This is a genomic window from Sphaerisporangium rhizosphaerae (assembly GCF_042665155.1).
GTDB lineage: Bacteria > Actinomycetota > Actinomycetes > Streptosporangiales > Streptosporangiaceae > Sphaerisporangium > Sphaerisporangium rhizosphaerae.
This window is the reverse complement of record NZ_JBHTCG010000022.1, coordinates 93,975-111,009: the sequence shown is the minus strand read 5'-3', so window position 1 is coordinate 111,009 and position 17,035 is coordinate 93,975. Positions and strand designations below refer to the sequence as shown.

At 71.1% G+C, this 17,035-nt stretch carries 16 protein-coding genes; 9 read left to right on the top strand and 7 right to left on the bottom strand.

Annotated elements, in window-relative coordinates; translation table 11 throughout:
* Window positions 1–12 precede the first annotated feature (12 nt).
* Window positions 13–951 carry a LysR family transcriptional regulator gene (locus ACFQSB_RS27350; RefSeq protein WP_380829785.1) on the bottom strand — a complete coding sequence of 313 codons (939 nt, stop codon included), beginning with the start codon at window positions 949–951 and terminating at the stop codon, window positions 13–15.
* 188 nt (window positions 952–1,139) lie between these two features.
* Between ACFQSB_RS27350 and ACFQSB_RS27345 the strand changes: the two genes are divergently transcribed.
* The 3 genes from ACFQSB_RS27345 to ACFQSB_RS27335 are packed head-to-tail and all read left to right on the top strand — an operon-like array spanning window position 1,140 to window position 4,631.
* Complete coding sequence (locus tag ACFQSB_RS27345) at window positions 1,140–1,916, top strand: succinate dehydrogenase cytochrome b subunit (RefSeq protein WP_380829784.1); 777 nt, start codon at window positions 1,140–1,142, stop codon at window positions 1,914–1,916.
* Entirely contained in the window at window positions 1,913–3,838 is a 1,926-nt protein-coding gene (locus ACFQSB_RS27340; RefSeq protein WP_380829783.1) for a fumarate reductase/succinate dehydrogenase flavoprotein subunit, read from the top strand. Before ACFQSB_RS27345 ends, ACFQSB_RS27340 begins: the two co-directional genes overlap by 4 nt.
* 55 nt (window positions 3,839–3,893) lie before the next feature.
* Window positions 3,894–4,631: a succinate dehydrogenase/fumarate reductase iron-sulfur subunit gene (locus tag ACFQSB_RS27335; RefSeq protein WP_380829782.1), complete on the top strand. Its 738-nt coding sequence runs from the start codon at window positions 3,894–3,896 to the stop codon at window positions 4,629–4,631.
* 141 nt (window positions 4,632–4,772) lie between these two features.
* On the opposite strand, the gene ACFQSB_RS27330 is transcribed toward ACFQSB_RS27335, so the two are convergent.
* The 4 genes from ACFQSB_RS27330 to ACFQSB_RS27315 form a co-directional block, all read right to left on the bottom strand.
* On the bottom strand, window positions 4,773–5,561 hold the full coding sequence (locus tag ACFQSB_RS27330; RefSeq protein WP_380829781.1) for a nucleotidyltransferase: 789 nt from the start codon (window positions 5,559–5,561) through the stop codon (window positions 4,773–4,775).
* A 164-nt stretch (window positions 5,562–5,725) separates the two neighbouring features.
* Window positions 5,726–7,210 carry an amidase gene (locus tag ACFQSB_RS27325; protein ID WP_380829780.1) on the bottom strand — a complete coding sequence of 495 codons (1,485 nt, stop codon included), beginning with the start codon at window positions 7,208–7,210 and terminating at the stop codon, window positions 5,726–5,728.
* Window positions 7,211–7,468: 258 nt separating this feature from the next.
* A complete protein-coding gene (locus tag ACFQSB_RS27320) occupies window positions 7,469–7,909 on the bottom strand; it encodes an acyl-CoA thioesterase (protein WP_380829779.1) in 441 nt (146 codons plus the stop codon).
* 1 nt (window position 7,910) lies between these two features.
* Window positions 7,911–8,543 (bottom strand): TetR/AcrR family transcriptional regulator, encoded by a 633-nt coding sequence (locus ACFQSB_RS27315; protein ID WP_380829778.1) that lies wholly within the window; start codon window positions 8,541–8,543, stop codon window positions 7,911–7,913.
* 75 nt (window positions 8,544–8,618) lie between these two features.
* On the opposite strand from ACFQSB_RS27315, the gene ACFQSB_RS27310 reads away from it, so the two are divergent.
* From ACFQSB_RS27310 to ACFQSB_RS27295, 4 genes are all read left to right on the top strand, one after another.
* Window positions 8,619–9,179, top strand: coding sequence for a hypothetical protein (locus tag ACFQSB_RS27310; protein ID WP_380829777.1), 561 nt, complete (start codon window positions 8,619–8,621; stop codon window positions 9,177–9,179).
* Between the two features lie 503 nt (window positions 9,180–9,682).
* Window positions 9,683–9,811, top strand: coding sequence for a hypothetical protein (locus ACFQSB_RS27305; protein ID WP_354840275.1), 129 nt, complete (start codon window positions 9,683–9,685; stop codon window positions 9,809–9,811).
* A 642-nt stretch (window positions 9,812–10,453) separates the two neighbouring features.
* A complete protein-coding gene (locus ACFQSB_RS27300) occupies window positions 10,454–11,818 on the top strand; it encodes an MFS transporter (protein WP_380829776.1) in 1,365 nt (454 codons plus the stop codon).
* 438 nt (window positions 11,819–12,256) lie between these two features.
* Window positions 12,257–12,382 (top strand): hypothetical protein, encoded by a 126-nt coding sequence (locus ACFQSB_RS27295; protein ID WP_380829775.1) that lies wholly within the window; start codon window positions 12,257–12,259, stop codon window positions 12,380–12,382.
* A gap of 350 nt (window positions 12,383–12,732) precedes the next feature.
* Here the strand turns inward: ACFQSB_RS27295 and ACFQSB_RS27290 are convergent, their stop codons facing one another.
* On the bottom strand, window positions 12,733–13,353 hold the full coding sequence (locus ACFQSB_RS27290; RefSeq protein ID WP_380829774.1) for a TetR/AcrR family transcriptional regulator: 621 nt from the start codon (window positions 13,351–13,353) through the stop codon (window positions 12,733–12,735).
* Window positions 13,354–13,581: 228 nt separating this feature from the next.
* On the opposite strand from ACFQSB_RS27290, the gene ACFQSB_RS27285 reads away from it, so the two are divergent.
* Window positions 13,582–14,559, top strand: coding sequence for a quinone oxidoreductase family protein (locus tag ACFQSB_RS27285; RefSeq protein WP_380829773.1), 978 nt, complete (start codon window positions 13,582–13,584; stop codon window positions 14,557–14,559).
* A 716-nt stretch (window positions 14,560–15,275) separates the two neighbouring features.
* Here ACFQSB_RS27285 and ACFQSB_RS27280 read toward each other — a convergent pair.
* A complete protein-coding gene (locus ACFQSB_RS27280) occupies window positions 15,276–15,899 on the bottom strand; it encodes a TetR/AcrR family transcriptional regulator (RefSeq protein WP_380829772.1) in 624 nt (207 codons plus the stop codon).
* Between the two features lie 113 nt (window positions 15,900–16,012).
* Between ACFQSB_RS27280 and ACFQSB_RS27275 the strand changes: the two genes are divergently transcribed.
* Window positions 16,013–17,029: an aldo/keto reductase gene (locus ACFQSB_RS27275; protein WP_380829771.1), complete on the top strand. Its 1,017-nt coding sequence runs from the start codon at window positions 16,013–16,015 to the stop codon at window positions 17,027–17,029.
* The last annotated feature ends 6 nt before the right edge of the window (window positions 17,030–17,035 follow it).

Sequence of the window (17,035 nt, the reverse complement as noted above, 5' to 3'; positions counted from 1 at the left end):
AACCCCCACGCGTTACACGGCCGGCAGCTCGGCGAGCACCACACCCTGCGGCAGCGACCCCTCCTCCGCGGCTTGCGACAGATAAGAGAGCAGCGTAGCGCGGAAGGCCTGAGCCGCCCGGGTCGGTTCGACGTCTTTGCGGTGAGCGAGCGCTATCGTGCGGCCGAGCCCCGGCGGCGCGAGCGGGGTGCCGGCCAGGCCCGGACGCCCGTCCAGCACCATCGAAGGCACCACGGCGACGCCCAGCCCGGCCTCCACGAAGCGCAGCACGGCGTCCATCTCGCCGCCCTCGACGGCGAACCGCGGCTCGAACCCCGCCTGGCGGCAGGCGTTCAGGGTCGCCTCGCGAAGGTCGTAGCCGCGCCGGAACATCACCAGCGGACGGCCGCGCAGCTCCTCGATGCGGACGTAGGCCCTGCGGCCCGTGGAGCCGGACGGAGAGGCGACGACGAGGTTCTCCTTGAGGATCTCCTGCGTCACCAGGGACGGGTCGCTGCTCTGCAGCGGCAGGATGATCAGCGCGAGGTCGAGCTGGCCCCGGGCGAGGTCGCGGACCAGGTCGCGCGAGCCGCCCTCCTCCACCAGCAGGTCGATGCCGGGATAGTCGCCGTGGAAACGGGCCAGCGCGTCGGCCAGCAGCCCGGCGCACAGGGACGGGGTCGCCCCCAGGCGCACCCGGCCGCGGCGCAGCCCGGCCAGTTCGGCGACCTCGCGGCGGGCGGTGTCGGCGTCGGCCAGCATGCGGCGGGCCAGGGGCAGCAGCGCCTCGCCGGCCGGGGTCAGCGTCACGTTGCCCCGGGCGCGGCTGAACAGGGCGGCCCCGAGTTCGGCCTCCAGAGACTTGATCTGCTTGCTGAGGGAGGGCTGGGCGAGGCGCATGCGCTCCGCCGCGTGCGTGAAGTGCGAGGTCTCGGCCACAGCCACGAATGACGCGAGTTGCTGTAGCTGCACGTCTCACAGCGTACGGGGACGGCTCCGGCATCTCCCAGGTCGGCCCGTCAGCTGTGAGATTGCTCGCATCGGCGCCGGACGCCCGGACGCGCTGTGCCCGGCGAGCCATGGGGGATAGCGCCTGGCTATGGAGACCAGGCGTTTCATGACTTGGACGCCTGGACGCCCGATCTCTACCGTCGGAAGACGTGACATCGACGATAGACCGAGGCGCCGCCACCGCTGTGGTGACGCCGCGCACCTCGCCCCCCAGGTCCTCCAAGCGCCCCGGCGCGCGCCACGGGCGGCGGCACGGCTTCCTGCGCTCGTCCAACGGCAAGAAGGCCGTCATGGCCGTCAGCGGCGCCGTGCTGGTGCTCTTCCTCATCGGTCACATGATCGGCAACGCCAAGCTGTTCCTCGGCAGGGACACCTTCAACTCCTACGCCGAGTGGCTGCGCACCGTCGGCGAGCCGGCCCTGCCGGCCCGCACCGTGCTGACCCTCACCGAGATCGTGCTCGCCGCCGCCGTCGTGCTGCACATGTGGGCGGCGGTCTCGCTGGCCCGCCGCGCGGCCAAGGCGCGGCCGGTCAAGTACGCGGCGAAGCGGAAGTCGCAGGCCGGCGGCTACGTCGTGCGCACCATGCGCTACGGCGGCGTCATCATCGTGCTGTTCGTCGTCTGGCACCTGCTCGACCTGACCTTCGGCGTGGTCAACCCCAAGGGCTTCGCCGCCACCCCGTACGACCGCGTGATCGCGGGCTTCGACCCCTCGCGCTGGTGGGTGACCGCCTTCTACGTCGTCGCCCTGATCATGATCGGGCTGCACCTGCGCCACGGCCTGTGGAGCGCCTTCCAGACCCTGGGCCTGGCCGGCGGACGCAGCCGGCACCTGCTGAACGCCGGCGCGGCCGTGCTCGCCGCCGTGCTGGTCCTCGGCTTCCTCGCCGTCCCCATCGCCGTGACGATCGGAGCAGTCAAGTGAACTACACGATCGGCGACCCGATCCGCGACACCAAGGCCCCCGAAGGCCCCATCGAGGACCGCTGGGACAAGCGGCGCTTCTCCGCCAAACTGGTCAACCCGGCCAACAAGCGCAAGCTCACGGTCATCGTCGTCGGCACCGGCCTGGCGGGCGGCTCCGCCGCCGCGACGCTCGGCGAGCTGGGGTACAAGGTCAAGTCGTTCTGCTACCAGGACTCGCCCCGCCGCGCCCACTCGATCGCCGCCCAGGGCGGGATCAACGCGGCCAAGAACTACCGCGGCGACGGCGACTCGATCCACCGGCTGTTCTACGACACCGTCAAGGGCGGCGACTTCCGCGCCCGCGAGTCCAACGTCTACCGGCTCGCCCAGGTCAGCGTGAACATCATCGACCAGGCGGTCGCCCAGGGCGTGCCGTTCGCCCGCGAGTACGGCGGCCTGCTCGACACCCGCTCCTTCGGCGGCGCGCAGGTGTCGCGCACCTTCTACGCGCGGGGCCAGACGGGACAGCAGCTCCTGCTCGGCGCCTACCAGGCGCTGGAGCGGCAGATCGCCGCCGGGACCGTCGAGATGCACACCCGCCACGAGATGCTCGACCTGGTCGTCAGCGACGGCCGGGCCCGCGGCGTGATCGTCCGCGACCTGGTCACCGGCGAGATCGAGACCCACCTCGCCGACGCCGTCGTGCTGGCCACCGGCGGGTACGGCAACGTGTTCTTCCTGTCCACCAACGCCAAGGGCTGCAACACCACGGCGATCTGGCGGGCCCACCGGCGCGGCGCCTACTTCGGCAACCCGTGCTACACCCAGATCCACCCCACCTGCATCCCGGTCAGCGGCGACTACCAGTCCAAGCTGACGCTCATGTCGGAGTCGCTGCGCAACGACGGCCGGGTGTGGGTGCCGGTGCGCAAGGGCGACGACCGGGCGCCGGGGGACATCCCGGAAGACGAGCGCGACTACTACCTGGAGCGGATCTATCCCGCCTTCGGCAACCTGGTGCCGCGCGACATCGCCTCCCGCGCCGCCAAGAACGTCTGTGACGAGGGCCGCGGCGTCGGACCCGGCGGGCTCGGCGTGTACCTCGACTTCGCCGACGCGATCGGCCGGCTGGGCCGCGAGGCCGTCGAGAAGAAGTACGGCAACCTCTTCGAGATGTACGAGCGCATCACCGGCGAGGACCCCTACACCCGGCCCATGCGCATCTACCCGGCCGTCCACTACACCATGGGCGGCCTGTGGGTGGACTACGACCTGCAGTCCACCGTCCCCGGCCTGTTCGTGATCGGCGAGGCCAACTTCTCCGACCACGGCGCCAACCGGCTCGGCGCCTCCGCGCTGATGCAGGGACTCGCCGACGGCTACTTCGTCCTGCCGACCACGCTCGGCGACTACCTGGCCGGCGGCCCGTTCGGCGAGGTCGGCCAGGCGGACGTGGACGAGGCGATCGGCCAGGTCACCGGCAAGATCGGCCGTCTGCTGTCGGTCGACGGCACCCGCACCGCCGACTCCTACCACCGCGAGCTGGGCAAGCTCATGTGGGACTACTGCGGCATGGAGCGCACCGAGGAGAGCCTGCGCAAGGCCCTCGAGCGCATCCCCGAGCTGCGCGAGGAGTTCTGGAACAACGTCAAGGTGCCCGGCGAGGGGGAGGGCCTGAACCAGGCGCTGGAACGGGCCGGGCGGGTCGCCGACTTCTTCGACCTGGCCGAGCTGATGTGCCTGGACGCCCTGCACCGCACCGAGTCCTGCGGCGGCCACTTCCGCGCCGAGTCGCAGACCGAGGACGGCGAGGCGCTGCGCGACGACGAGGGCTTCGCGTACGTGGCGGCGTGGGAGTACGGCGCCGGCGGCACACCGGTGCTGCACAAGGAAGAGCTCGACTACGAGTACGTCAAGATGACCCAGCGGAGCTACAAGTGAGCGCGGTCACGCGTCCTGAGCCCCGCCCTGCGACCGAGGAACGGTAAGCGGAACCATGAACCTCACCCTGAAGGTCTGGCGGCAGAATGGCCCCGCCGACAGCGGACGGATGGTGACTTATCAGGTCACAGACGTGTCGCCGGACATGTCCTTCCTGGAGATGCTGGACGTCCTCAACGAGCGGCTCATCCTCGAAGGCGAGGACCCCGTCGCGTTCGACCACGACTGCCGCGAAGGCATCTGCGGCATGTGCGGCATGGTCATCAACGGCGTCGCCCACGGCGAGCAGCGCGCCACGACCACCTGCCAGCTCCACATGCGCCACTTCGAGGACGGCGCCACCGTCACCATCGAGCCGTGGCGCGCCGCGCCGTTCCCCGTGGTCAAGGACCTGGTCGTCGACCGGAGCTCCTTCGACCGCATCATCCAGGCCGGCGGCTTCATCTCCGTGCCCGCGGGCTCGGCGCCGGACGCGCACAGCGTCCCGGTGAAGAAGGACGACGCCGACTCGGCCTTCGACGCCGCCACCTGCATCGGCTGCGGCGCCTGCGTGGCCGCCTGCCCCAACGGCTCGGCCTCGCTGTTCACCGCGGCCAAGATCACCCACCTCGGCCTGCTCCCGCAGGGGCAGCCGGAACGCGACTCCCGCGTCGTGGCGATGGTCGACCAGATGGACCTCGAAGGCTTCGGCGGCTGCACCAACACCGGCGAATGCACCGCGGTCTGCCCCAAGGGCATCTCCCTCGACGCCATCGCCCAAATGAACCGCGACTACCTCAAAGCCGCCAAGTAACCACCCTCCACCCCCCGGGCAAAGGCCCTCACCTCCGCGCCCGGGGGGCGCTCCGGCTCGGGCTGTGTTTTCCAGGCGGCTCCGCCGCCATCGAGAGGCTCCGCCCCTCGAGTTCCCTACCGAAGGCGCCGTGGTACGCCTCTACCGCTCATGCTGGGGACGGCCGCGCCGGGAATCGTGTGCGGACACCGTGCGGTCGATGGCGGGGGCGAGGTAGTCGAGGGTCAGTGCGGCACGGCGGGTGCGCCATTCCGGGGAGGCCGGGGCGGGCGTGGGCGTCTCGTAGCGGCGTCGCCTGATGTCGTCGACGACCTCGGCCGGGGCGCCGAGCCGGGTGAGCACGTCCAGGGCCTCACGTTTGGTGATCAGGCGCCCCTCCCGCAGGGTCACTGTCGCTCTGGCCAGGGTCAGCAGGCTGAGGTCGATCCAGATGTCCTCCTGGTACTCCTCGGGGAACTCCAGGGACGGACGCCAGTAGCCCGCCAGGTCGCCGGCGACGAAGCCTTTAAGCTCCTCGTCGGTCACCGGCGGCAGGACCGACGCGGGCGTGAGACCGTGGATGACCAGCCCGAACTCGTGCAGCTCGCGCCTGGTCACCGGCGTGACGGGGCGGCGGAACAGTTCCTGGTGAGCCCAGGTGAGATGGTCCTGCCCCGGATCGGCCGCCTCAGGGACGGCGACATAGCTGCAGTGCAGCTTCGCGGCGAGGGGCATGTCTCTCTCCAGGCGCTCATGCGCGTCCTCGACAGCCCTTTCCTCCTCCGCCGTGCACGGCCGGGCGACGACGGCGATCAAGTCCAGGTCGCTGCGCCCGGGCTGGTAGTCACCGCCCCCCAGCGACCCGTGCGCCCATAACGCGACCAACGGCAGAGACGGTCGTACGGCGCCGAGGAACCGATCGAGAAGGACACGGGTGGCGTCATCTGTCATAAGGCACAGTCTGCGTCCGTTGTGACCTTCCTGCCGTCCTCCTGCCTCCTGCCTCCTGTCGCTTGTTGCGACGGTGAACAGGGGAATTCCTCAGTACCTGTTCGATCTCCAGTGCACTCACCTTGTGGCGTGTTGCGTGGATCTCGTTGTCTTCGTCCCATGCTTTAAGTGAGATCGAGGGCCTGGTGGAACTCGTGAGGGTCTTCGAGGAGGGAGAAGAGGGAGTCCTCTTGGAGGGGGCGGGTGATGAGGTGCAGGGCCACGGGGAGGCCGTCGAGGGTGCCGGCGGGGATGCTGAGGGCCGGGAGGCCGAGCACGTTCCACATGCTGGTGTAGGAGAGCAGGGCGGCTCGGACGGCGGCCGGGGCGCCGTGCAGTTCGACCTCGCGTGTGCCGATGGGCGGCGCGGTGATGGGTACGGTCGGCAGGGCCAGCACCTCGTGGCGGGCGAACAGCGCGCCGACGGCCTCGGCGAGCCGGGGACGCGCCTCCATGGCCAGGACGTACCTCCAACCGGGCATCTCGGTCGCGCCCCGGAGCCGTTCGAGCACTTCCGCGTCGAAGAGGTCGGGCGCCTGCGCCAGGCGGGTGGCGTGCACGGCCGCCGTCTCGCTGCTCTGGATCGCGACGTACGCCTCACCCAGGTCGCGTACGACGTCGGGAGCGAGGCTCACCTCCTCCAGCGGGCCGGTGGCGCTCTCGACGAAGGCACGCACCGTGGCGGCCACGCGTGGATCGCAGGAGAACAGGCCATCGGGGTCGAGCCAGGCAGCGCGCGGCCGGGCGGCGGCCGGGTGGGCGCTGGCTAGGTGTGCGGCGTTTCTGGTGTCGCCGGTCGGCGGGCCCGCGTTCGGGGTGACGTCGGCGGTGAGGGTGCGATAGGCGATCAGGCAGTCGCGGGGGGTGGCGGCGAGCAGGCCGACGTGGTCAAGGGTGCGTGACAGGGGGAAGACGCCGTCCGCCGGGATCGTCCCGTAGGCGGGCTTGAAGCCGGCCACCCCGCACAGGGCCGCCGGTATGCGGACCGAGCCGCCGGTGTCGGTGCCGACGGCCAGTGGGACGATGCCCGCCGCCACGGCGGCGGCGCTGCCGCCGCTGGAGCCGCCCGTCATCCGCCGTCGATCGTGCGGGTTGCGCGCGGGGCCCGAGGCGGAGCGGTCGCCCGTGGGGCCGTAGGCGAACTGGTGGGTGACCGTCGTGCCGATGATGACCGCGCCCGCGCGGCGCAGGTGGGCCACGCACCGCGCGTCCTCATCGGGCACGTGCCCGGTGAAGTGCCGCGACCCCATGGTCACCGGCAGCCCGGCGACCATGATGATGTCCTTCACCGCGACCGGCAGCCCGTGCAGGGGGCCCCGGTCGATGCCCTCGGCGAGTTCGGCGTCCGCCCGGCGGGCCGCCGCCAGAGCCCCGGCGGGGTCCACGTGGACGAACGCGTTGACCGCGGGGTTGATCTCGGCGACGGCGTCGAGCGTGAGCCGGACGAGCCCTTCCGCCGTCACCCGCCCCTCGCGCAGGTCGCGCCCGAGGCCGCTGATGTCCCGCCCGGCGAAGGGGCCTGCCGGCAGCGCGTCGCCGGAATGATCGTGGGCGGGACGGTCGGCGTCGCCCTGTGCCTGGGAAGGGGCCGAGATCTCCGACCGGCGCACGGGCGCCCTCCTGTCCGGCGAGCGGGGCATTGAAGCATCGGAACACCGAAAGTCTGCGCGCCGGCGCTCATGGTGGCAACGCGTTTCGGATCACACCTCACAGAGGACTGCCGTACCAAGGCTTTCGTCCTGGGTTCATCCGAGGCGGTCGCCGGTCCTCCGCGGAGATTCGCCGCCGGTCCGCCGACGCGGCGCGACCTCAGCGTCGCGCGGGCGCAGGACGGGCTCGGCGGCTCGGGACGCCGACGCGGGGCGGCCTCAGCACGACGCCGGCTCGGCGAGCATCAGCGGTGCGGCGGCGAGACGGAGTTCGTCGCTGATCGGCGTCGGCCGCAGGGTGGCCGGGTCCAGGTTGACGTTGGCGCGGTAGCCCTCGGCGTGCACCACGGCCCGATCGGGCGACAGCACGCGAAAGCCGTACACCGCGCTGGTGCGTCCCATCCGCTCGATCCAGAAGTGCAGCAACGGCTCGCCCACCCCGGAGATCGGCGCGTTGTAGGTGACCTTGAACTCGCGTACGGCCAGGAACACGTCCGTGAACGCCGACCGGGCGGGGTCGGGTGCCCAGCCCAGCCGGTGCCAGTAGGCGGTGATCGCCCGCTCGACCAGCAAGGCGTAGCGGGAGTTGTGCAACAGCCCCATCGCGTCCAGGTCGTCGAAATGCACCTGGACCGGCTCGTAGACGCCGCCTGCGTTCATGTCAGTCCTCCGTGAGAAGGGTGGGGTCGGGGCAGAGCGCACGCAGGCGCTGCAGGACGGCATCGCGGGCGTGGACCAGGGCGGCCGGCCCGTCGTGCAACCGGGAGTGGATGATCACCATCTGGCCGAGCGCGTCGATCTCGTAGGCAAGCTGGGCCGGATCGACGTTCTCGGCAAGTTCGCCCAGCGTCACGGCCTCCGCCACCAGGTGGCGGATGAAGCCCTGCCACTCGCGCATGGCGCTCACCAGCCGGTCGCGGACCGCTCCCGGACGATCGTCGAACTCGGCCTGCACCGCGAAGAAGAAGCACCCGCCGGGCAGCACGGCGTCGCCGTAGAACCTCAGCCGGGCCTCGTGCAGCGCGAGCAGGCGCCGTACGCCCGCGGGGGCGTGCAGGGCGGGTTGCACGATGTGCTCGGTCCATTGCCGGGCGGCCCATTCGACCGCCTCGAGCTGTAGCTGTTCCTTGTCCCGCCAGTGGGCGAAGAACCCTGACTTGCTGAGGTTCGTCACCGCCGCCAGCCGTCCGAGTGAGAGCCCGTCCAGCCCTTCGACGGAGGCCAGCTCCACCGCCTGACGGAGAATCGTCTCGCGGCTGCGCATGCCACGCAGTCGCCGGCCGTCCTGTTCCATGCGGCACACACTATATTAACGACCGGTCGATCGTATAGTTTGCGCTGTCGGAGGCGGGCGCTACGGTGACCGGTCATGAGGTGGAGATCGCGATCATGGTGGGCCGCCGCGCTGGTGGCGTGCGCCGCCGGTGTCGCCTACAGCTTCACCTTGTCCCCGGGCGGATTCGCGTGGATGGGCTGGTGGGGCTCCTGCCCGGGGCGGGAGCTGTACTTCTCCTACGGGTCGTTGCCGTGGGAGCTGGTGGCGTGGACGCCGCTCGTGCAGTACAGCGGTGCGCCGCTCGTCGTGCTCGCGGCGCTCGGACACTGGGCGTCCATCCGATGGGGCCGCCCACGAGCGGGCAGGGTGAGCGGGCGCGCCGTCAGCGTGCTGCTCCTGGCCCTGTACGGCACCGCGCCGGTGGGGTTCGCGGTGGACATGGCGTTCGATCGCGCCTGCCTGGACGGCTGGGGCGGCCCGCAGGGGGTCAGGGGACGGTTACTCCCGCGCCGCCGGCACCACCTGGGACTAGGTCGGGAAATTCTCACGGCGAATTCCATCCCGTTGTTTCGCGACCCGAAGCCGATACTTCCTGGAGATCCGTCTCCGGAACCGGCGCAAGTGAAAAGAGATAACAGACCGACCCGCCCGTGAGGGCCCCGTCCCCGATCCCATCGGATCGGCGGGACGACGAAGACGATTCGCGCCGCACATTCCCCGATTTCCGGGACGAGCTCCGATGACAGGCCGACGCCTCGCGCGTCCACCGGCCCGCCGGACCGGACCGCCGCACCGCGGCCCGGCGACACACCCGGCTCCTCCCCGCATCTCCTCCTCTCTCCCCGTTCTTCGGCGTCTTTCCACGTCTCCCGTCAGGCACCTTCTTCTCCCGTGCCCGGGTACACCTGCCTGGACGCCGTGTCGTCACGGGCCGCGCAGGCCGAGGGCGGCGAGCGTGCCATGGAGGTCTTCTGCGGCGTGCCGCCGGTGTCCTGGGCGGTGAGCACGCGAGGTCGGCGCGACGTGCTCGCGGTGGCAGGAAGCGGTCACGGGCGTGCAGCTTGCTGCCGTCGAATCGTCTGTTCCGAGGGCTTGCGATGCCGGAAAGTTGTTCGTGTAAGGACGAACACGAAAGCCCTCCAGAAAAGAGAAATGAAATGACCTCCACCGCTTTCTCCGCCGCCACCGCCGCCCGTTCCGCCGGCACCACCTGGGACTCGTACTCGCGCACCGCGGGCACCACCTGGGACGGTTACTCCCGCGCCGCCGGCACCACCTGGGACTGAGAAACCTTGTTCGTAAAAAGAATCACAAACCATCGAGTAACGTCCGATCAAGACGGCGGAACGCCCCGCTGAGAGATGGACAGCACGACCCGGCCGACCAGAATCGTCACCCTCCGCCTAGCGGGCCTGACGGAGTCGCCGGAGGAAACGTTGAAAGCGCAGCACATTCCCCGCGATCCCCGGCCTTTCATCCTGGTATTCCCCAGGTACTTTTCCGGGATCCGCTCCAGGACGGCTGACCCGCTCGCCGGGCCACACGCCACCCTCCGCTCTCCGGGGCCTCCAGGGCTTCCCGCGCCTCACCGAGTGCGGTGACCGCGGACGTGTACCGGGTCGCCCGCCGTACAACGGCGCCGGAATCACCGTCCCCCCTCTCGCCGACCCGGCGCCGGAGAAGACCGCCGAGAGCGGGCGAAGAATCCCATGCGGCGAAGGCAGGGGTCAGCGCCCCGGCGAACCTCGGCATCTGGTGAAGGGCGCCTTGGTGTGCTGTGCCTGTCCGGGGTGATTCGGTAGCATTGCACCGCTTCATCCCCCCTGGTGACCTCGATTCATCCGCCGATGGCACCAACCGCGTCCGCGACCTGCGCGGTCGTCCGGGGCTGTCCGCGCCGAGTGCTGTCATCTGGGGGATTCGTGGCCATGCCTCGCGGCACGCGCCGAGCGTCGGTCGTGCTGGCGTACGTCGCCTTCGTGTACGTCGGCGTCAGCGCCGGCGTCGGGGGCGTACTGCTGCCATCGCAGATCGCCGACTACCGCGTGGACAACGCCACGATCGGGATCACGTTCTTCACCTTCTCCGCCGGCTTCATGCTCGCCGGGACCACGGCCGGCGCGCTGATCCAGCGTCTCGGCATCCGCATGACCCTCGCCGTGGGCTGCGGCGCGTCCGTGCTGGCCGCGCTGTACACGGCGACCCTCCCGCCGTTCGTGGCGCTCGTGGCGGTGCAGGTGGTCGCGGGGTACGGCATCGGCGTCCTGGAGGCGGCGCTCAACACCTACCTCACCAGGCTGCCCAGGGCCACGACGCTGCTGAACCGCCTGCACGCCTTCTTCGGCGTCGGGGCGCTGCTCGGGCCGCTGCTGGCCGCGTGGATCCTCACCCTGGCGCCGTGGACGGCCGTGTGGCTCGCGCTGGCCCTGCTCGCCCTGCCGCTGCTGGCCGGCTTCCTCGCGATCTACCCCAGGGACGACGTCCCGGCCCGCGGCGGCCGGAGTGCTCGTGACGAGACTCCACGCGATGAGACACACGGTGATCCGAGCCCCCACGTCGCGGATGCCGGCTCGGCGGTCGCCCACGGCTTCCAGGAGGTGGATTCCGGCTCGGCCGCCGGGGGTGGCGTCCACGCCTCGGGTACCGGTTCGGCCGCTTCCCAAGGGGCGGAGCCGGGCGGGCGCGGGCTGCTGGTCAGTGCCCTGCGATCGCCCGCGGTGCTGCTGGCGTCCGCGCTCCTGGCCGTCTATGTCGGCCTGGAGCTCGGTGTGGGCAACTGGGGGTTCACCTACCTCGTCGAGGAGCAGGCGCAGCCGAGCCTGATGGCCGGGTACACCATCAGCGGGTACTGGCTGGGCCTCACGCTGGGCCGGTTCCTCATCAGCCCCGCCGCCGCCCGCGTCGGGCTCGGGCCCGCCGGCATGCTCTACGCGTGCCTGACCGGCGTCACGGCGTCCGCCGTGCTGACCTGGCTGGCGCCGGTGCCCGCCGTGGCCGCCGCCGGGTTCGTCCTGCTCGGCTTCTTCCTCGGGCCGATCTTCCCCACGATCATGGCGATGGTGCCGAGGCTGACCGCCGCGCGCCTGGTGCCCACGGTCATCGGGGTCACGAACGGCGTGTCGCTCATGGGCGGAGCCGTGTTCCCCTGGCTGGCGGGCACGGTCGCCCAGCAGGTCGGCATGTGGACCCTGATGCTCTTCGCCGTGATCCTCGGCGTGCTGCAACTCGTCATGTGGCGCTCGGTCGTCAGGCGAATGTCCGCGGAGCCCGTTCCCGACGTGGCACACATTTAAGGCGCCAATGGGATTCGGTGTTCGGTCCCGTTTCCCGGATGCCGCGTGGCATTCGTATTCGTGCTTCGAGGAAAGCCGCGGGGGCGGTCACGCCCTCGCGGCCGGCGTCTTCCGGCGGCTGCGAACGCCTCGCTGATCCGCGGCCGGCCGCCGGGCGGGCCCCGTGGTGGGCGGACGGGTCCGCCCTATCGAGCGGACCGCCGCCGCATCCGCGGCACGCCCGCCGGAAAGCCGCCCGCACGGCCGCCGCCCGGCACTCCTCACACCATCGTTGACCTGGGAATATATCGCGCATGGCCATCGCGTGCGGACGGTGGCAGGAAGTGGTCAGGGGCGTGCAGCTTGCTGTCGCCGTTTCGTCTGTTCCGGGGGCGTGGAATGCCGGAGAGTTGTTCTCACAAGGACAGAACAGAACAACTCAGAGAAAAGAGATTCGAAATGACCGCCACCGTTTTCTCCGCCACCGCCACCCGCTCCGCCGGCACCACCTGGGACTCCTTCTCCCGCACCGCGGGCACCACCTGGGACGGTTACTCCCGCGCCGCCGGCACCACCTGGGACTGAAAGTCAGAAAGCCCGATCCGGCGACATCGAATTGAATCCGACGACATCAAATTGAATCCAACGACAACGAATTGAATCCGACCGCACGAACCATCGACGAAAGACCGATCTGAAAGGCACCATCCGGCCGACAGAGAACGTCGGGCGCGCGATCGCCGCCCTCGACGCCATCGGCCGAGCAGGACACCAACGAAGCCTGCGGGTGTCGGCGCCACCGCCGCGGTGATCCCACCGGTCCGGTCGGCGTACTCCATGAGATCCCCCTCGCCTCCCTCGGCGTTCGAGCACGCCCAAAAGGCATCAGCCGACGCACGAGGTGAACCGTGGCGCCATGTGCGGCATGGAACCGGTCACCGCCGGGTCAAGGCCGTGGGGGGGGAGAGCAGCAAGGCGTCGGCCAGGGCGCGCAGGGACTCGGCCAGGCGCGCGGCCTCGCCCCTCTCCAGCAGTTGCAGCACCGGATCGCTGTGCAGGCCGGCGAGCAGCAGGTGCGCCAGGAGTTCGGCGTCCAGATCGGGCCGCTCCGCGGCGATCAGCTCGCTGACGTGTCCGTGCCAGAACCGGTAGACCGGGTGGTCCTCTCGCCGCTGCGCCTCCTCCGGCTTCGGCGTCGCGCTGACCGCGTGCCCGAGCGCGGCCAGCAGCCCCTTGTTGCGTCCGGCGACCTCGACGACGGCGTCCATGAAGGCGAGCAGCCGCTCGCGCGGCGGCGCCCCGGGCCCCAGGGGCGGCGGGTCGTTCTGCACCGCCTCACGCAAGGCCAGAGCGCGTTCCTGCATCAGCGCCACCATCAAGCCCATGCGGTTGCCGAACCGGTGGAACACCGTCCCCTTGCCGACGCCGGCCGCGGCGGCCACCTGCTCGATGGTGATCTGCTCGGGCCGGCGGCGCGTCAGCAGTTCCTCGGTCGCCCGCAGAATCGCGCGCCGGTTGCGCGCGGCGTCGGCGCGCTCATGACGGCCGTCGGTCATCGGCTCCTCTTCCGTTCAGGCTCCAGCCCCTCGTCCGGACGTGCCGGCGGCTTCGCCCGGATCCCGATCGTCGCATCCCGGCTTCTTCCGCCGGACATCCTGGCGGCTCGCGCCCGCGCCGGTCCCGCTCGGCGCCCTTCCTTCGCTGAACGGGCAACTGGACCCACGGTCCACTTCGGGGTTAACTTGACCGGCAGTCCAGTTCATTGTGACTCCGAGGAGTGCTTCATGCGCCGAATCCGCTACTACGAGCACGGCGGCCCCGAGGTCCTGACCATGGAGGAGGTGGAGGTCCCGGTTCCCGGCGCCGAGCAGGTGCTCATCCGGGCCGAGGCCGTCGGGGCGAACTTCGTGGACACCGTGTTCCGCCGCGGCCCGGCCGCCGGGTCCCCTTTCCGGCGTCCCCTGCCCGGCCTGCTCACCGGGGATGTCGTGGGAATCGTCGAGGCCGTCGGCCCCGGCGTCGACCCCGGACTCGTGGGACGCCGCGTCGCCGCACTGGTGGCCGAGGACGCGTTCGCCGACCACGTCGTGACGGACGCCCGGTGGCTCGCCGAGGTGCCTTCGGGGCTCGATGACGGCGCGGCGAGCGTGCTGCCCATGGCCGCCCCGGTGGCGCTGCGCGTCCTGCGCGCCGGCCGGCTCGCGCCCGGCGAGACCGTGCTGGTGCACGCCGCCGCGGGCGGCATCGGGCATCTGGCCGTCCAACTCGCCAGGCTGCTCGGCGCGGGACGGGTCATCGGCACCGCGGGCTCGCCGGACAAGCTGGAGTTCGTCCGCGATCAGGGCGCCGACGTCGCCATCGACTACACCGACGACACCTGGCCCGACCAGGTGCGGAAGGCGGCGCCCGACGGCGTGGACGTCGTGCTCGACTCCGTCGGCGGCGGTGTCCTGCGCAGCGGCCTGGACCTGCTGGCGCCCTTCGGCCGGCTCGTCGTCTACGGGGCCGCGAGCCGTGAGCTGTCGGAGATCCCGGTCGCGGGTCTGTTCGCGCTGCGATCCGTCACGGGATTCTCCCTGCTGGCCTGGCGGGCGGCCGACCCGGTGCGGGCACGCGAGGAGATGGAGGAACTCGCCGGTCACTTCACGGCCGGGCGGTTGCGCGCCGTCGTCCACGCCCGGCTGCCGCTGACCGAGGCGTCCGCGGCGCACCGGCTGCTGGAGGAACGGGCGCACCGCGGCCGCGTCCTGCTGCTGCCCTGAGCCCGCCCGCGTTTCGCCGTCCCACGCCCGGGTAGTCGGAGGGGCCATCTCGCCGTCGTGCGGGCGCTCGCCGCGCCTGTACGGCCGGTGGGCCGGCGTCTCTACTCGCGCGGCATGGGTGTGGAGAGGTGATATGGCGCGGAGCGTGGCAGGAAGTGGTCGCGGGCGCGCAGCTTGCTGCCGCCAGATCGTCTGTATCGAGGGCTTGGAATGCCGGAGAGTTGTTCGTGCAAGGACGAACGACAAGCCCTCAAGAAAAGAGACAGAGAAATGACCGGCACCGCTTTCCCGGCCCGTTCCGCCGGCACCACCTGGGACGCGTTCTCGCGCACCGCGGGCACCACCTGGGACGGTCACTCCCGCGCCGCCGGCACCACCTGGGACTGACCGGCGGAGCCGAGGATAATCCACAGAGGAACCGAAAGCCAGAACAATCCCGGAACGACGACGCGGGCGCACGGAAAGACAATGGAACCGCCCTCCGCCCGGCGGCACGAAAGCGGAGAACCCCGATAAGCATCGCACGCGCGGCCGGCGCCGCCGCGCCGGCGGCATCCGATTTCCCGGCCCGCGGGGAAATACCGGGCCTCGGATATTCGAGCGCAGCACATTCGACGCCACCTCGAGGGCGACGCCACTTCCAGGGCGGCGCCGCGCCTGCCTCCGCTCCACAGATCTCTCACCCCGCCCACCGGCGCACCGCACGCGCACGGCCTCTACGGCGCCGGGTGCGCGCCCTGTTCGCCCTCCGGGACATCCCGCCGTACGCGCGGGCGGAAGCCGTCGAACAGGACCGCAAGGGCCCGGGGGGCCACGTGGGCCTGCCACTGGCCGCGTTCCACGGCCGTGCACGCGGCGGCCAGGAGGGCGAGGAGTTCGGGCATGCGCAGGTCGTCGCGGACGGCGCCCTCCCGCTGGGCGCGGGTCAGCATGGTCTCGATGAGGGCGCGCATGTCGCGGGCGATGTCGGACGTGCCGTCCTTGACGTCGACGCCCGCGCCGGTGAGCGCGTCCGACAGCGTCCGCTTCTCCGCCGACACCTCGACGATGCGGGTCAGGAACCCGAAGAAGGCCCGCTCGATTTCGCCGGCGGCCAGCAGGGTCTCCCCTTCGGTGACGAGCTTGCGCAGCCGGTCGGCGATGATCGCCTGGTAGAGGGCTTCCTGGGTCGGGAAGTGCCGGTAGATGGTGCCGAGCCCCACTCCGGCCTCCTCGGCGACGGCTCGCATGGAGGCGGACAGCCCGTCGCGGGCCAGCACCGTCTCTGCGGCCTCCAGCACGCGCGCGCGGTTGCGCCGCGCGTCCGCGCGCAGGGGCCTGCCGGCCGCGTCCTCCGTCATCTCCGCTCCACCGCCATCTCGTTGACATCCGGAACAAGCGTTCCGTATGGTGGCCGACCATAAGCGGAACAACTGTTCCGATCCTAGCCTCGCGGGGAAGCCGGAGAGCACGGATGACGACGTACACGACGATGGGCCGTTCGGGCCTGAAGGTCTCCCGGGCCTGCCTGGGGACCATGAACTTCGGCGACACAGGGGTGGCGAGCTGCGATGAGAGGGAGGCGGCCCGCATCGTCGACGCCTTCGTGGACGCCGGCGGCACCTTCATCGACACGGCAGGCAACTACTCGGGCGGACAGTCCGAGGAGATCGTCGGCCGGGCCGTCAAGGGCAGGCGCGACTCGGTCGTCATCGCCACCAAGGCGTTCTTCCCCCAGGGACCCGGCCCCAACGACCGGGGGCTGTCACGCGTCCACCTCACCAGGGCGCTGGAGGCCGCCCTGCGCCGGCTCGGCACCGACTACGTCGACCTCTACCAGTGCCACGCCTGGGACGCCGACACGCCGATCGAGGAGACCATGGCGACGCTGGACGGCTTCGTCCGCTCGGGCAAGGTCAGGTACATCGGGTGCTCCAACTTCACGGCCGCCCAGATCGTGGAGGCGCAGTGGGCGGCCCAGCGGGTCGGAGGAACGCCGCTGGTCAGCCTCCAGCCCCAGTACTCCCTGATCAGGCGGGTCATCGAGGCCGAGATCCTGCCCGCCTGCGAGCGGCACGGACTGGGCGCCCTGGTGTGGTCGCCGCTCGGCGGCGGCGTCCTGACCGGCCGGTACGCCGGCGGGACCGCGCCCGACCGCGACAGCCGGATCGGCCGGTTGCTGGCCTTCCCCGGCGCCGCGGGGCGTGCCTGGGCCGACGACCTGCTGAACCCGCGGACGCTCGCCGTCGCCGCCGAGGTGGGGAAGGTGGCGGACGAACTCGGCGCCACGTCGGCCGCCGTCGCGCTCGCCTGGGTGCGGGCGCGCGCCGGGGTGACATCGGTGATCATCGGTCCGCGTACCGTCGCCCACCTGGAGGGCAGTATGGCCGGGTTCGCCCTCGACCTGCCGGAGGAGGCGGCGGCCCGGCTGGACGAGGTCTCGTGGACCGGCGACCTCACCCCCGTCACGGGCATGCTCGCCGCCGGCTGATCCTGG

Coding starts and splice junctions, on each gene's coding strand:
- ACFQSB_RS27335 (WP_380829782.1), top strand. CDS start 3,894: ATGAACCTCACCCTGAAGGTCTGGCGGCAGAATGGCCCCGCCGACAGC.
- ACFQSB_RS27330 (WP_380829781.1), bottom strand. CDS start 5,561: ATGACAGATGACGCCACCCGTGTCCTTCTCGATCGGTTCCTCGGCGCC.
- ACFQSB_RS27320 (WP_380829779.1), bottom strand. CDS start 7,909: ATGAACGCAGGCGGCGTCTACGAGCCGGTCCAGGTGCATTTCGACGAC.
- ACFQSB_RS27315 (WP_380829778.1), bottom strand. CDS start 8,543: ATGGAACAGGACGGCCGGCGACTGCGTGGCATGCGCAGCCGCGAGACG.
- ACFQSB_RS27310 (WP_380829777.1), top strand. CDS start 8,619: ATGAGGTGGAGATCGCGATCATGGTGGGCCGCCGCGCTGGTGGCGTGC.
- ACFQSB_RS27305 (WP_354840275.1), top strand. CDS start 9,683: ATGACCTCCACCGCTTTCTCCGCCGCCACCGCCGCCCGTTCCGCCGGC.
- ACFQSB_RS27300 (WP_380829776.1), top strand. CDS start 10,454: ATGCCTCGCGGCACGCGCCGAGCGTCGGTCGTGCTGGCGTACGTCGCC.
- ACFQSB_RS27295 (WP_380829775.1), top strand. CDS start 12,257: ATGACCGCCACCGTTTTCTCCGCCACCGCCACCCGCTCCGCCGGCACC.
- ACFQSB_RS27290 (WP_380829774.1), bottom strand. CDS start 13,353: ATGACCGACGGCCGTCATGAGCGCGCCGACGCCGCGCGCAACCGGCGC.
- ACFQSB_RS27285 (WP_380829773.1), top strand. CDS start 13,582: ATGCGCCGAATCCGCTACTACGAGCACGGCGGCCCCGAGGTCCTGACC.
- ACFQSB_RS27280 (WP_380829772.1), bottom strand. CDS start 15,899: ATGACGGAGGACGCGGCCGGCAGGCCCCTGCGCGCGGACGCGCGGCGC.
- ACFQSB_RS27275 (WP_380829771.1), top strand. CDS start 16,013: ATGACGACGTACACGACGATGGGCCGTTCGGGCCTGAAGGTCTCCCGG.